Consider the following 13,890-nt stretch of genomic DNA (forward strand, 5'->3'; position numbering starts at 1 on the left):
GCTGCTTTCTTCGATTAGGTGCTTATCCTTTAAATGGAGCCGAACTTTTTGTTGCCGCGGGGCTGGTCGCCTCGGTCGTCCGGTTCGAGGGTGATGCCGATCGAATCGAAGGTCAGGCTGTCTGACGCGATCGGCAGTGCCAATACGCCAATGCCCTGCTCATCAACGCGGAATGTGCCTGCGCTTCTCCTTTGACCGTCTTGTAACAGCCACACCTGATAAGCTTGCGAGCCGGCCGTAGCCTGCGCTCCGAATACATAGACGATGAACTGCTTGCTCTGACCGTTATTGACGATGCAGGCGACGCCATAAGCACGCTCCGCCTGCGAATCCTCCGGTTTCAATGAAACCAATTGCTCAATTTGCATTGCAGGAATGTCCAATGCTTGCTCCAAAGTAAACGGGGCAGCCATCCGTTCCCGGTACAAGCCGTAATTCCAGACTGAGCCTGCAATAAAGACAAGAGCGGCGAGCGAGACAAGGGCGCGGGTAATCCAACGCTTCGCAGAGGGACGACTGCTTGCCGGCTTTCGATCCCCGTCCGCGGCTAATGCTGCATCCATCACTTGTTTCTTCAAATCCTTCGGCGGTTCGATTCTTTCCATGCTATCGGGGAACGCCTCCCATACGAAACGAAGTTCATCGATTTCGGCCCGGCAGTCGGCACAGTTGGGAAGATGGCGTTCGAATGCTCGTTTATCTTCATCCGTGCACGCGCCGGATATATAATCCAGGCACATGTCGCAGATTAGTTTTTGCCTGTTGTCACGCATCATATCCTTCCCTTTCCGCAAGAAGATGCCTTCGTAATATTTTCAAAGCCTGATGCAGTCGGTTCTTGACCGTTCCGAGCGGCTGATTATAGATCTTTGCCAGTTCGCTTAAGCTGAAGCCTTGCCAATAAAAATGCTCAAGAAGCATAATTTGCTGCTTGGACAAATGCCGGTAAGCGTTGCGAATTTGCTCCTTCTGCGAGCCTCTCATGAGGTTGTCTTCCGGGGATACCGCGAACTCGTCCGGTATTTGCTCCAACTGCTCAGGCTCGAGAGGGACAAGCCCCGCATTATCTCGCCTTTCCTTCCGCTGATAGTCAATCGTCAGATTCCGGGTTATGGTGAGCAGCCAGCTGGAAAACCGCCCCTTATCGGGATTATAGTCCGATTCGGTCGTCCACAATCGTATGAACACCGATTGGACGATATCTCTAGCGGCCTGCTCATCTTTTAGCGCCTTCATGGTGAAGGAATAGATGAGTGAAGCGTATCGGTCGTATAAAATGGCGAGCGCTTTATGCTGTTTTCTCTTGATGAGCAGCATAATCTCATAATCGGATTGATTCCGCATATCAGGTGGCCTCCAGAACAGGCTTAAATAAATTTCATCTTACCAAAATAGAGGGAAACCGTTTACGGTTTCCCTCAGCTCAAATTCTAAGAATCTATAAGTCTTACCTCTATACTGCCTTAGAATTCTCCGCGAAACGATTGCTTTTGCCGCAAGAGGACGGTGTTATCCGTTTACGCTTAATTATTCGGTTTCGACGATGATCGTCCCCTTCATCGCCGGATGCGGCAGGCAATAATACGAAAACTCACCCTCTTTGGCGAAGGTAATTTCCTTGGCTTGATCCAGGTCGAGTTTTCCGGTATCGAAGGTTTTGTCATCGGCCGTAGCTGTGTGGCCGACTTCATCCTTATTGATGAACTTCACGCTGTCTCCCACTTTGACGGTTAGCTCTACGGGCGAGAAGGCGAAATTCACGATTTCTACGATATGCACCTGTCCTGCTGGCTTATCGTTTGGCGTTTCCTTCGCCGGCTGTGTCGCTGTTGGCTTTGGCTTCGGGGTTGCGGTTTGCTTGGGTGTTGTCCCGTTATTGTCCGCGTTGTCTTCCTTGCCGGACGAGTGTCCGCCTTCATGGGCATCGTCGGACGGCTTGGTTTTCGGCGAAGCCGCTATTTCCGTAGCGGGCGCGATCGTTGCTTCTTGCGTTTCTGCAGGGGCCTCGGTTTCCTTCGAGGCATCCGTATTGCCGTTCTGCTCCGGCTCAGCTTCGTCCGTCGTTTCCGGCGTCGGCTCCGTAGAAATAACAGGGGATGCGGTCGCCATATTCGCTTGCTGCTCTTCAGGCTCATTCGAACCGCAAGCAGACAAGAGAACGAGACTGAACAAGCCGAGAAGGATGAGCGCTAATACCCGGGTATGTTTTGGCATGTTGTTATTCACTCCGCTCATTTTACGATGATCTGGCCTGTCATAAAGTTCATATGCGGCTCACAAACATAATTGTACGTTCCGGCTTTATCCAGCTTAATCGTAAAGGATTCCCCTTTGGCGAGCAGCGGGGTTTTGAAGTTGCCGTCAAGCGCAACAGCGTTATGCTTCATGTCATCGAAATTTGTGAAGATGATTTGGGATCCGACTTCAACCGTCAGAGGCTCCGTTCCGAACGAAAACTCTTTAATATCGATGCGGTATGTTTTTACTTGCGGTGCCGTCGTGCCGGTAAACTTGGCAGGGTCAACGACAAACCACACTTTGTTAACATCTTGTCCCAGCATATCGCCGTGCTTGATGTCCTTGACGAAATAATACAGCGGATAGCCTTTATACGTCGTTTGCTTCGATCCGTCCGGGCGGGTAATGGAGCCGATATCGGAAGCGGACAAGGTTGATATCGTACTTGCTCCCGTTGCCTCATAGGCAGGCCAGTTCGCGAGGCAACCGCCTTCGCATGCGCTCGTTTGTTTCGTATCTTTATCAAAGTAATACAGCGTGCGTCCTTCATCGTCCGTTAAGTAATTGCCAAGCTTCGAGGAGGTGCCGAGCATGACGGCATAGTCGGATTTTGCCACGAACCATACACCGCCGACAGCTTCGCCGTTCACGTCACCTGCAGCCAAATCCTTAACAAAGTAGTAGAGAGGCCAGCCTTTATAAGTCGTTTGCTTGGCTCCATCGGAACGGGTAAGTACCGAGAAGTCATCCGGATTCAATTGACCCGGAATTTGCAGATCATCAGCGTAAAATATTGGCCAGTTCACAAGGCATTGATCCAGGCAGGAGTTCGGGTCCTCGGCATCTTTTGTAAAGAAATAAAGCGTACGCCCATTCTGGTCGGTGAAGAACGTTCCCAGCTTATCGCTGCGTTCAAGCAGAATTTGATTGTCGGGCAGCGCTGCGGTTGCCGCGATAACGCCTTTGGCCTTCAATTCTGCGAACAACGATGTTCCGCCGGTCGCAGTTACGTTAAGCGCCTCGACAAGCGCGGTTGCGATATGGGCATTCGTGAGGGAGGCCGTGCCCGCGATTTGCTGCAAGCCCTTCATTGAAGCGAATTGCTCCGTCTCTGCATAAGGGAAGTTCTTCTGGGCCTTGAAGCCCGCGATCTCGAGCAAAACTTTGTACAGCTGTTGGGAGCTGATGCCGGCGGCCGGATCGAATTTCCCGTTGCCGATGCCTGACCAACCGAGTTCCGGATGGTTCTTCAGGTATGCGAGTACAGCCTGATTTTTGTTGCTGACCTGGCTTGCGTCAGAGAAGTTGCCGATACCGGTATAGGCCATGGCCTCATCCAATAGACCTTGAAGGCGAAGAGAGATGATGGCGGCTTGCAGTCTGGTTGATTTTTTGGCTAAATACGTTTCATTCACGCCATTCCCGTCACCTAGCAGCAAACCAAGCTCAGCGGCGGTATCGGCATCGGTCTGTACGGTTCCTGCAGTTTGTTCTTCGGCTGATGCGCCCAAAGCGAGAATTGAGCTCATACATAGGATCAGAACAAATAAAGCGAGTATCATTTTTTTTGCGTTCATTAATATACCTCCTATGGTTTTTAAGTGCGCAATACTTTCGTTTCCATAGGTAATAACGAACGAGGAGACAAATCGGTTTGATCGTCAGCTCATTTAATTAATATTTTTATTGAGGAAAAGATGTAGCTGATCATGGATTGTAATTATCCCCCAGGTACTTAATCACGGCTCTGAATGATGAGCAACTTGCCCTCTCTGAACGAAAGGATGCCGGTTTCATCCAGTAGCACGTTACTAATCCCGAGCGACATGCCAATTGAAAGTGTCGCTTCCGCAAGCGGATATTGGAAACCGCGAAGCGTAATGCCGGTTACCTCCATCGACAGCGGCAACAATGACACATTGGCGAAGTTCCTTTTATGAACCGTTGTCACCGTGGACGCAAGGTAAATGATATTATGCTGATCAATAATCGAGGCATGAATGCCGAGCTCATCGGCAAGCGACAGCAAGTGTACATTCGCGAGCGAATGATCGAATCTTGTGCCGAGCGCGCCGAGCAGCATCACTTCTTGCGGCTTCAAATCAAGCGCCAGCCGAAAGGCCATTTCGGTGTCGGTGAAGTCTTTGTCGATCGGATCGCAAGCAATCGTCTTCGCGCTTTGCTCGCGAATGACTGCTAAGTCCGAATCGCTGACGGAATCGAAATCGCCAATTGCAATATCCGGTCGAAGTCCGTGTTGAACGAGAAACCTGGCTCCGCTATCTGCCCCGATCAATATATCGTCTTCTGTTATATGTTCAAGCGCCCAATCTCCCAGCAAGCCGCCCGTAAAAATGATGATTCGATGACTCATCTCGCTCTCCCTTTCCGTAAGCTAGAATACGTACATTATAAGCTCGTTTATCAGTATATCGCTATGTGCTGGGCAAAAACTACTCATAATTGCATAGGTTGTACCAAAAAGTTAGACAAAAGGCGAAATTTGTCGTTGCGTAACCGAATGGTCGGGGCTAAAATGGGGAAGGAAACTACCGAGCTGGCTCGGTGCAATGGACGGGAAGAGGGGCGTATAGCAGTGGATATGGATATTTTCGGCATATTCAGCATCATCGGCACGATTGCGTTCGCAGTCAGCGGCGCGATCGTTGCGATGGAGGAGGAATACGACATCTTAGGCGTATTCGTTCTTGGATTGGTGACCGCTTTCGGAGGGGGCGTTGTCCGCAATCTGTTGATCGGCATGCCGGTTACGGCGATATGGAATCAAGGCTCATTGCTTAAGATAGCGATCATAGCGATGACGATTGCTTTCCTATTGCCCGTTAAGTGGATTCAGCATTGGCGGAAAAGCGAAGCGTTTTTCGACGCTATTGGATTGTCGGCGTTCGCTATTCAAGGTGCGCTATATGCAACTCAAATGAAGCATCCGCTTAGCGCAGTGCTTGTCGCTGCTATGATGACAGGGATCGGCGGCGGAATCATTAGGGACGTTCTCGCAGGACGCAAGCCGCTTGTATTAAAGGATGAAATTTATGCCGTATGGGCTATGCTGGCGGGCCTTGCAATCGGTCTTGGCTGGTTCAAGTCCACGCTCGAACTGCTGATCTTATTCGTTATTATTATTGGATTCCGAATGTTATCCGTATACTTCAAGTGGAAACTGCCGCGACGTTCGCTTAAGGCAAGAATCATCGAGGAGGGGACTTATGACGAAGGTTAACGTATTGTTCGTATGCTTAGGCAATATTTGCAGGTCTCCAATGGCCGAAGCGGTTATGAGACATCAAGTAAAGGAAGCGGGACTGGACGGCGTGATTGAAGTAGACTCAGCCGGCACCGGGGATTGGCATATCGGCCATCCGCCGCATGAAGGAACGAGAAAACAGCTGGATGCCCATCGTATATCGTATGAAGGCATGAAGGCCCGACTCGTGAACGACAACGACTTCGGACAATTCGATTATATTGTCTGTATGGACAATAATAATATTCGGGATGTTAGAGCGTTGCTGGAACGTTCAGAAGCGAAGCGGGAAGACCGCAAGGAGTTATTCACATTCATGGAGCTGTTGCCGGAACGCGGCTTCGCCGATGTGCCTGATCCGTATTACAGCGGAAACTTCGATTATGTCTATGAATTAGTGGAGGCAGGCTGCCGTCAGTTGCTTACTAAGATTAAGACTGATCTTTCATTGTAAGGGATAGGCTGTCCATTCATTCGTCAACCGAATCTTACCCAATCGTACACTCTCTTAGAGATGTCCTAGCCTTATGAGTGGATTTTGTGCAGTCAAAAGGCTAGGATCGAGATAATATCAGAGTTTGATTGGATTTTGTACAGTCAAATGGACGGAGTTAGGCTGCCGAGGGCTAAAATGCAGGATTTGACTGTATGTTTTCCAATCAAAAGTCACTTAACAGGCGAATGGGAACAATTTGACGGTATGAAATACAGGCAAAATGTTATTTCAATAGGAGAGTCCGGGTGCGTAGGGTTTGGAACTGGAGCGATGAATCGACTGTCTCACAGATACAGAAAATGCTCGTTGTCGTAACTGACAGCGAGCATTTTTCATGTAACAATCCTCTATTCCACTTCGATAAAATAACTAAGCGCCTGACCGACTTCCTTTTGCCAGAATCCCCATTGATGCTTGCCGTCCTTCTCTTCATAGGAGATAGATGCCTGCTTGGATTCCAATATTGCCTTTGCATTACGGTTCAGCGCAACGAAATCAAAAACGCCGCGATCCGTCGTTTCATAAGCGGTTTCCTGCAGGCCGACAATCATGTATATGGATAATCCGCGAAGATCGGTCTCGTTCGCAATTAGGCTTTGGGAATAGGGATAGTAGGCGCCGGACAAAGAAATGACTTTATTGAACAGATGTGGATAGTTTAGCGCCAAGTGGAGAGACACGGTACCTCCAAGCGAATCGCCTGCTAGAATTCGGGCGTCTCGATCTCTTCTCGCTGCGAACCGCTCTTCGATGAAAGGGACAAGCTCCTCTGCGAAAAATGTCGTGTACGCGGCGAACCGTTCGCCATCCGGTGAATATTCCTCCGTGCGCTGTTTCTTATCTACATCAACACCTACAATAATGAACGGTTCAAGGCCTTCATCGAGAATGAGCTGCGTCGAAGTTGTCGCAATGCGTCCGAAATTAAAGAAATCTTCGCCGTCCTGGCAATAGACGACGGGATAGCTGAGCAGCTCGTTATAGCCTGGCGGGAGAAAAACGCGCAAATTGCGCGCTTGCTCGGGCAAGTAGCGGCTTGCCACCGTTTCTTTCACAATCGTTCTCTTCAAATAACGTTCATCAGTCATCGTAATAAATTCCTCCTTATTTAATCGCCTGGCAGTTTCACCGTTTGAATGGAATGCAGCTGATGTGGGTAAACAATAGTAAGGTAAACATAGGTGAATCGTCTATTCCCGTTCTGTTGTATTATTCTGTTACAGTCCAAATATTTATCTGTAGCATATACAATTTCTTAACAGAATGATGATAATTAGCGAAAAAACAACGGTTTTTTTGTTTTTTGCTTTGACCATTTTCGTTAAACAGGTTTATAATAATTCTATAACAGAGGTAAACGATTTTCAAATATTTCAATTGAGGTGAGCGTTCAAAATGAGCAAATTGCCATACGAAGTTCAAACGGAACCGGTAACGCCGCTATCCGTGCTGTCACTCGAAGGAGAAGTTATTGACGAAAGCTTGCTTCCTGACCTGACGGATGAGCAGCTTAAAGAAATTATGTACCGCATGGTATTTACCCGTACTTGGGATGAGCGCGCCGTCAACCTAGGCCGTCAAGGCAGACTTGGCTTCTACGCTCCGGTATCCGGACAAGAAGCTTCGATGATCGGCAGTGAGTATGCACTTAATAAAGACGATTTCATTTGCCCAGGCTACCGCGATATGCCGCAATTGGTATGGCATGGCTTGCCATTGTACCAAGCTTTCTTATATTCCCGCGGACATCAGCACGGCGGACAAATTCCGCAAGACGTGCATGTTCTTATGCCGCAAATCATTATCGGCGCACAAATTTTGCACGCGACTGGCGTTGCAATGGCGTTTAAGAAAAAGAACGAGAAACGCGTAGCGATTACGTATACAGGCGACGGCGGTTCGTCGGAAGGCGACTTCTACGAAGGTCTTAACTTTGCCGGTATTTACAAGCTTCCTGCGATCTATGTCGTTCAAAACAACGGTTACGCGATTACGACACCTTTCGCTAAGCAGACGGCAGCATTGTCGGTTGCGCACAAAGCGGTTGCAGCCGGTATCAAAGGCGTGCAAGTAGACGGCATGGACGTTCTTGCCGTAATCAAAGCGGTTAGAGAAGCTGCTGAACGCGGACGCAACGGCGAAGGCGCTACTTTGATCGAAATGTTGACGTACCGTTTCCGTCCGCACTCCTTGGCGGATGACGCGACGAAGTACCGTACGAAGGACGAGGAAGCTGAGTGGGCACTGAAAGATCCGCTTGTGCGCTTCGGTAAATATTTGGAGAAAAAAGGCCTTTGGACGGAAGAAGATACAACTCGCGTAAAAGAAGAAGCGAAAGCAACGGTTAACGAGCATATCAAGAAAGCGGAAGCAGTCGAAAAAATGACCGTTCCAGGCCTCATCGATTCGATGTTCGAAACGACGCCGCAGCATCTTGAAGAGCAAAAAGCCGATTTTCAATAGAAGAGGAGGATCAGACGACCATGGCTCAAATGAATATGTTGGAAGCGATTCGCGACGCGATGCGCACAGAATTAAAACGTGATTCGAACGTTCTCATCTTTGGCGAGGACGCTGGTAAGGTCGGCGGTGTATTCCGCGTAACGGAAGGATTGCAGGAAGAATTCGGAGAAGATCGCGTATTCGATACGCCGCTCGCGGAATCCGCAATTGCAGGTATGGCAGTCGGCATGGGTATCCAAGGATTCCGTCCAATCGCCGAAATTCAATTCGTAGGCTTCATCTATGAAGCGCTCGATCAAATGTTCATTCAAGCGGCGCGCATGCGTTACCGTTCGGGCGGGCGTTACAACTCGCCAATCGTATTCCGTACGCCTTTCGGCGGCGGCGTTAAAGCGGCTGAGCTGCATACCGACTCCCTTGAAGGACTTGCGATTCAAACGCCGGGCATCAAAGTTGTTATCCCTTCGAACCCTTATGATGCGAAGGGCCTTATGATCGCGGCTATTCGCGACAATGATCCGGTATTTTTCATGGAGCATCTTAATTTGTACCGTGCGTTCAAAGCGGAAGTTCCAGAGGGCGAATACACGGTCGAGATCGGCAAAGCGAACGTTGTGCGCGAAGGCAGCGACGTTACGATCATTTCTTACGGCATGATGGTTCATACGGCAGTGAAAGCGGCCGAAGAGCTTGAGAAAACGGGCGTTAAGGCAGAGGTTATCGACCTTCGTACGCTGCTTCCGCTTGATATCGATACAATAGTAGCATCGATTCAGAAGACAAACCGTGCGATCGTTGTACAAGAAGCACAGAAAACTTCTGGCGCTGCTGCTGAGATTATTGCGCAAATCAATGAAAAAGCGATTTTGCACCTGGAAGCGCCAGTGCTTCGCGTTGCAGGACCGGATACCGTTTATCCGTTCGCGCAAATCGAGGACACTTGGCTTCCAACGACGGGACGCATCGTAGCGGCCGTTCAGAAAGTGCTGAACTTTTAGAACTTGTAAAATATAGCTTGCTTGCATAGTGAGTTTGACATTGAGGAGGATGCGATCGGTGGCTAAATTTGAATATCGTTTCCCAGAGCTCGGCGAAGGATTGCACGAGGGCGAAATCGTTAAAGTGCATATCAAGGTCGGAGACACGGTAACTGACGATGATATTATTATGGAAGTTCAAAACGACAAGGCGATCGTAGAAGTGCCTTGCCCGGTTAACGGCAAAGTAGTGGAAGTTCGTATGAAGGACGGCCAAGTATGCCATGTAGGCGAGGTTGTTGCGATTATTGACGCGGAAGGCGACTTGCCTGAGCAAGCAGCTCCTGCAGCGGAAGCGCCTAAGGCAGAAGCGGCACCAGCGGCGGCTCCTGCACCAGCGCCAGCGGTACAAGCGGCTTCTGTTGCTGCTCCATCCGCTGAAGCGCCTAAAGCGACTGGCGGACTTGTACTTGCAACGCCTAGCGTTCGCAAGTTCGCTCGCGAGCAAGGCGTTGACTTGACGCAAGTAAACGGCTCTGGCAAAAACGGACGTATTACGCGTGATGACGTTACTGGATTCGGCGGCGCAGCGGCAGCTCCTGCAACAGTAACAGCTGATGCAGCGGCACCTGCTGAACAAGCAGCACCTAAGAGCGAAGCGAAAGCAGCTCCAGTTGCTTCCGGTACAGCTTACCGTCCAGAAGAGCGCGTACCGTTCAAAGGCATTCGCAAAGCGATTGCGAACGCGATGGTTAAATCGGTTTACACAGCGCCACACGTTACAATCATGGATGAAGTAGACGTAACTGAGCTTGTTGCGCTTCGTGCAAAATACAAGCCTTATGCAGAGAAAAAAGGTTCGAAGCTTACGTACTTGCCGTTCATCGTGAAGGCGCTCGTGGCAGCATGCCGCCAGTTCCCGATTATGAACGCTACGCTTGACGAAGCTAATCAAGAAATCGTTCTGCGCAAGTACTACAACATCGGTATCGCAACAGATACGGACAACGGCTTGATCGTTCCTGTTATCGAAGACGCGGACCGCAAAAATATTTTCATGGTAGCTGACGCTATTCGTGACCTGGCTGTTCGCGGCCGTGACGGCAAGCTTAGCGCGAACGAGCTTAGAGGCAGCACCATCTCGATTTCGAACATCGGTTCGGCTGGCGGCATGTTCTTCACGCCGGTAATCAACTTCCCTGAAGTTGCGATTCTTGGCACGGGCCGTATCTCCGAGAAACCGGTAGTACGTAACGGCGAGATCGTAGCGGCTCCGGTTATGGCATTGTCGCTTAGCTTCGACCACCGTCTCATCGACGGCGCAACCGCACAAAACTTTATGAACTACATCAAACAGCTTCTGGGCCAACCTGAACTGTTCATTATGGAGGTATAAGACATGGTAGTTGGAGATGCTTCCCTAGATATTGACACTCTAGTCATCGGCGCAGGTCCTGGCGGTTATGTAGCGGCAATTCGTGCCGCTCAGCTAGGCCAAAACGTCTTAATCGTGGATAAAGAATATGTAGGCGGCGTATGCTTGAATGTAGGCTGTATTCCGTCGAAGGCGCTCATTTCCGCGTCGCATCAATACGAGTCGATCAGCCACGCTTCCGCTTTCGGTATCGTAGTAGGCGAGGCGAAGGTTGACTTCACTAAAGTGCAAGAATTCAAAAACGGCATCGTCAAAAAATTGACGGGCGGCGTTGCATCGCTTCTTAAAGCGAACAAAGTTCAATATTTCCAAGGCGAAGTGATGTTCATTAACGAAAACGAAGCTCGCGTCTTCAACGATCAAGAAGCGCCGCGCTACCGTTTCAAGAACTGCATCATCGCTACTGGTTCGCGTCCGATCGAGCTGAAAGCATTCCCGTTCAGCGGCCGTATCGTATCGTCGACAGGCGCATTGTCCTTGCCAGAAATTCCGAAGAGCCTTGTCGTTATCGGCGGCGGCTACATCGGTATCGAGCTTGGCCAAATGTACTCCAAGTTCGGCACGAAAGTCACGGTTATCGAAGGTTCTGACGCTATCCTTCCTGGCTTCGACAAGGATATGTCCTCGATCGTTGCGAAGAAGCTGAAGAGCACGAATGTCGATATCGTTACCGGCGCGCAAGCGAAGAGCGCAGAACAAACAGACAAAGACGTTACAGTCACTTACACGGTAGGCGACAAAGAAGAGAAAGTAACAGCTGATTACTTGCTCGTAACCGTTGGTCGTCGTCCAAACACGGATGGCGAACTTGGTCTTGATCTGATCAACATGAAGATGTCCGATCGCGGTCTTGTCGAGGTTGATGCACAATGCCGTACGAGCATTCCGCACATCTACGCAATCGGCGATATTATCGCTGGACCTGCACTTGCTCACAAAGCGATGTACGAAGGCCGCGTCGCAGCAGAAGCGATTTCGGGTCTGCCTAGCGTCATCGATTACAAATGCGTACCTGCTGTTTGCTTCTCCGATCCAGAATGCGCAAGCGTTGGACTTAGCGAGAAAGAAGCGAAGGACAAAGGCCATAACGTTAAAGTGGGCAAATTCCCGTTCGCTATCAACGGCCGCGCTATGTCGCTTAACGCTAACGAAGGTTTCGTGAAGCTTGTATCCGATGCGGATTCCGGCCTTGTTCTTGGCGCACAAATTATCGGTATTGAAGCTTCCAACATGATCGCAGAGCTTGCTCTGGGCATCGAGATGGGTGCTACGCTTGAAGATATCGCGCTTACGATTCACGCGCATCCAACGCTTGGCGAGATCGTCCTTGACGCTGCTGAAGTGGCGCTTGGTCATCCGATCCATACGTTCATTAAGTAATAAGCTATATAATCGTTGCTTATTTGCAATAATAGAGGTCACGCGGCAGCTTCTGCCGTCGGGGCCTCTTTGTGCTTTACAAGGCTAATACGAGTGCCAGAAGGGATGGAATCGTCTATGGAACCGGCTACTAGGAAGGCAAGTGAATCGCGAACCATCATGACACAGCTCATATTCCCGCTTGATACGAACCATCATGAGACGATGTTTGGCGGTAAGCTGATGGAATATATGGATAGGGTTGCAGCGATATCCGCCATGCGCCATGCGCGAAAGCAGGTAGTAACTGCTTCGACGGACAGTCTCGATTTTTTGGCGCCGATTCGGGTTGGAGAGGTCATAGAGGTTGAAGCGTTCGTAACATGGACGCATCGCAGCTCGATGGAAATATACGTTACTGTGGAGTCGGAAAATTTGTATACGGGTGATCGCAGGAAAACGGTAACCGCATTTTTCAACTTTGTTGCGCTTGGGCCAGATGGCAAACCATCGCCCGTTCCAGCTGTCATTCCGGAGTCTGAGGAGGAGCTTAGCCTTCATGCTTCTGCGCCAGAACGTCATCAGTTGCGGCGTAAACGAAAGCAGGACAGAGATCGCATTTAATGATATAATATATGATATTTTGCAGTTGGGTTGAGAAGAGGGGGCGAATCGAAATGAGCAACAACGAGCAAGCCTATCTGACGCTGCTAAGGGATGTGCTTTCCAGCGGCACGAAGAAGGAAGACCGCACGGGAACGGGCACGATTTCCACTTTCGGTTATCAGATGCGCTTCGACTTGCGTGAAGGCTTTCCGCTAATAACGACAAAACGAGTTCCGTTCCGCTTAATCGCGAGCGAGCTTTTATGGTTTATAAAGGGAGATACGAACATCCGTTATTTGCTTCAGAACAACAACAATATTTGGAACGAATGGGCGTTCAAGAGATGGATAGAAAGCAGCGCTTATAATGGACCTGATATGACGAACTTCGGCTTGCGCTCGCAGACGGACGAAGCGTTTCATTTGTTGTATACGGAGCAGATGGATATCTTTATGCGCAATGTGCTTGAAGACGAAACATTCGCTGCTGAATTCGGCGAACTCGGTGATGTATACGGCAAGCAATGGCGGCAATGGAAGACAACACAGGGCGAGACGATTGATCAGTTGAAGGATGTCATCGATACGATCAAACGCAATCCCGATTCCAGAAGGCTGATCGTATCGGCTTGGAATCCGGAGGATATTCCGACAATGGCTTTGCCGCCATGCCATACGATGTTCCAGTTCTATGTAGCTGAAGGCAAGCTGTCTTGCCAACTGTACCAACGAAGCGCGGATATTTTTCTTGGCATTCCGTTCAATATCGCCAGCTACGCGCTGCTGACGCATATGATTGCGCATGAATGCGGCCTTGAGGTCGGAGATTTCATTCATACGCTGGGCGATGCTCATATTTACAGCAATCATATCGAGCAGATCGAGCTGCAGCTAAGCCGCGAGCCACGAGAGCTTCCGAAACTTATTCTGAATACGGACAAAAAATCGATATTTGATTTCGAAGTCTCCGACTTAAAGGTAGAAGGGTACAATCCGCACACGACGATTAAGGCTCCAGTAGCCGTCTAGTGCTTTAATAAGGAAGACGATCG

General features: G+C 49.7%; 14 protein-coding genes. 8 read left to right on the top strand and 6 right to left on the bottom strand.

Annotated elements, in window-relative coordinates; genetic code table 11:
* Positions 1–29 precede the first annotated feature (29 nt).
* From AC0YN0_RS14165 to AC0YN0_RS14185, 5 genes are all read right to left on the bottom strand, one after another.
* A complete protein-coding gene (locus AC0YN0_RS14165; RefSeq protein WP_475821782.1) occupies positions 30–776 on the bottom strand; it encodes an anti-sigma factor in 747 nt (248 codons plus the stop codon).
* A complete protein-coding gene (locus AC0YN0_RS14170; RefSeq protein ID WP_475821783.1) occupies positions 766–1,344 on the bottom strand; it encodes a sigma-70 family RNA polymerase sigma factor in 579 nt (192 codons plus the stop codon). The genes AC0YN0_RS14165 and AC0YN0_RS14170 overlap by 11 nt, the downstream gene beginning before the upstream one ends.
* Before the next feature lie 183 nt (positions 1,345–1,527).
* Positions 1,528–2,214 carry a cupredoxin domain-containing protein gene (locus AC0YN0_RS14175; protein ID WP_475821784.1) on the bottom strand — a complete coding sequence of 229 codons (687 nt, stop codon included), beginning with the start codon at positions 2,212–2,214 and terminating at the stop codon, positions 1,528–1,530.
* Positions 2,215–2,231: 17 nt separating this feature from the next.
* Positions 2,232–3,815: a plastocyanin/azurin family copper-binding protein gene (locus AC0YN0_RS14180; RefSeq protein WP_475821785.1), complete on the bottom strand. Its 1,584-nt coding sequence runs from the start codon at positions 3,813–3,815 to the stop codon at positions 2,232–2,234.
* A 158-nt stretch (positions 3,816–3,973) separates the two neighbouring features.
* Positions 3,974–4,612 (bottom strand): thiamine diphosphokinase, encoded by a 639-nt coding sequence (locus tag AC0YN0_RS14185; protein WP_475821786.1) that lies wholly within the window; start codon positions 4,610–4,612, stop codon positions 3,974–3,976.
* A gap of 228 nt (positions 4,613–4,840) precedes the next feature.
* On the opposite strand from AC0YN0_RS14185, the gene AC0YN0_RS14190 reads away from it, so the two are divergent.
* Together AC0YN0_RS14190 and AC0YN0_RS14195 are read left to right on the top strand one after the other, a co-directional pair.
* Complete coding sequence (locus AC0YN0_RS14190; protein WP_337101497.1) at positions 4,841–5,479, top strand: trimeric intracellular cation channel family protein; 639 nt, start codon at positions 4,841–4,843, stop codon at positions 5,477–5,479.
* The gene (locus AC0YN0_RS14195; protein WP_475821787.1) at positions 5,466–5,957 is read left to right on the top strand and encodes a low molecular weight protein-tyrosine-phosphatase; all 492 of its coding nucleotides are present in this window, start codon (positions 5,466–5,468) and stop codon (positions 5,955–5,957) included. Before AC0YN0_RS14190 ends, AC0YN0_RS14195 begins: the two co-directional genes overlap by 14 nt.
* A 389-nt stretch (positions 5,958–6,346) precedes the next feature.
* Here the strand turns inward: AC0YN0_RS14195 and AC0YN0_RS14200 are convergent, their stop codons facing one another.
* Positions 6,347–7,087: an alpha/beta hydrolase gene (locus AC0YN0_RS14200; RefSeq protein WP_475821788.1), complete on the bottom strand. Its 741-nt coding sequence runs from the start codon at positions 7,085–7,087 to the stop codon at positions 6,347–6,349.
* 307 nt (positions 7,088–7,394) lie between these two features.
* On the opposite strand from AC0YN0_RS14200, the gene pdhA reads away from it, so the two are divergent.
* From pdhA to AC0YN0_RS14230, 6 genes are all read left to right on the top strand, one after another.
* Positions 7,395–8,462, top strand: coding sequence for a pyruvate dehydrogenase (acetyl-transferring) E1 component subunit alpha (gene pdhA / locus AC0YN0_RS14205; protein WP_442049751.1), 1,068 nt, complete (start codon positions 7,395–7,397; stop codon positions 8,460–8,462).
* Positions 8,463–8,482: 20 nt separating this feature from the next.
* Positions 8,483–9,460 (top strand): alpha-ketoacid dehydrogenase subunit beta, encoded by a 978-nt coding sequence (locus tag AC0YN0_RS14210; protein ID WP_442049750.1) that lies wholly within the window; start codon positions 8,483–8,485, stop codon positions 9,458–9,460.
* Positions 9,461–9,518: 58 nt separating this feature from the next.
* Positions 9,519–10,835: a dihydrolipoamide acetyltransferase family protein gene (locus tag AC0YN0_RS14215; RefSeq protein ID WP_475821789.1), complete on the top strand. Its 1,317-nt coding sequence runs from the start codon at positions 9,519–9,521 to the stop codon at positions 10,833–10,835.
* A 3-nt stretch (positions 10,836–10,838) separates the two neighbouring features.
* Positions 10,839–12,254, top strand: coding sequence for a dihydrolipoyl dehydrogenase (gene lpdA, locus AC0YN0_RS14220; protein ID WP_475821790.1), 1,416 nt, complete (start codon positions 10,839–10,841; stop codon positions 12,252–12,254).
* 117 nt (positions 12,255–12,371) lie between these two features.
* Positions 12,372–12,857, top strand: coding sequence for an acyl-CoA thioesterase (locus AC0YN0_RS14225; protein ID WP_475821791.1), 486 nt, complete (start codon positions 12,372–12,374; stop codon positions 12,855–12,857).
* Positions 12,858–12,910: 53 nt separating this feature from the next.
* Positions 12,911–13,867 (top strand): thymidylate synthase, encoded by a 957-nt coding sequence (locus tag AC0YN0_RS14230; protein WP_475821792.1) that lies wholly within the window; start codon positions 12,911–12,913, stop codon positions 13,865–13,867.
* Positions 13,868–13,890 lie beyond the last annotated feature (23 nt).

The organism is Paenibacillus sp. J22P218 (assembly GCF_056269195.1).

Bases quoted from the DNA above. Each gene is read 5' to 3' on its own strand.
- AC0YN0_RS14165 (WP_475821782.1), bottom strand. From the start codon at position 776: ATGATGCGTGACAACAGGCAAAAACTAATCTGCGACATGTGCCTGGAT.
- AC0YN0_RS14170 (WP_475821783.1), bottom strand. From the start codon at position 1,344: ATGCGGAATCAATCCGATTATGAGATTATGCTGCTCATCAAGAGAAAA.
- AC0YN0_RS14175 (WP_475821784.1), bottom strand. From the start codon at position 2,214: ATGCCAAAACATACCCGGGTATTAGCGCTCATCCTTCTCGGCTTGTTC.
- AC0YN0_RS14180 (WP_475821785.1), bottom strand. From the start codon at position 3,815: ATGAACGCAAAAAAAATGATACTCGCTTTATTTGTTCTGATCCTATGT.
- AC0YN0_RS14185 (WP_475821786.1), bottom strand. From the start codon at position 4,612: ATGAGTCATCGAATCATCATTTTTACGGGCGGCTTGCTGGGAGATTGG.
- AC0YN0_RS14190 (WP_337101497.1), top strand. From the start codon at position 4,841: ATGGATATTTTCGGCATATTCAGCATCATCGGCACGATTGCGTTCGCA.
- AC0YN0_RS14195 (WP_475821787.1), top strand. From the start codon at position 5,466: ATGACGAAGGTTAACGTATTGTTCGTATGCTTAGGCAATATTTGCAGG.
- AC0YN0_RS14200 (WP_475821788.1), bottom strand. From the start codon at position 7,087: ATGACTGATGAACGTTATTTGAAGAGAACGATTGTGAAAGAAACGGTG.
- pdhA (WP_442049751.1), top strand. From the start codon at position 7,395: ATGAGCAAATTGCCATACGAAGTTCAAACGGAACCGGTAACGCCGCTA.
- AC0YN0_RS14210 (WP_442049750.1), top strand. From the start codon at position 8,483: ATGGCTCAAATGAATATGTTGGAAGCGATTCGCGACGCGATGCGCACA.
- lpdA (WP_475821790.1), top strand. From the start codon at position 10,839: ATGGTAGTTGGAGATGCTTCCCTAGATATTGACACTCTAGTCATCGGC.
- AC0YN0_RS14225 (WP_475821791.1), top strand. From the start codon at position 12,372: ATGGAACCGGCTACTAGGAAGGCAAGTGAATCGCGAACCATCATGACA.
- AC0YN0_RS14230 (WP_475821792.1), top strand. From the start codon at position 12,911: ATGAGCAACAACGAGCAAGCCTATCTGACGCTGCTAAGGGATGTGCTT.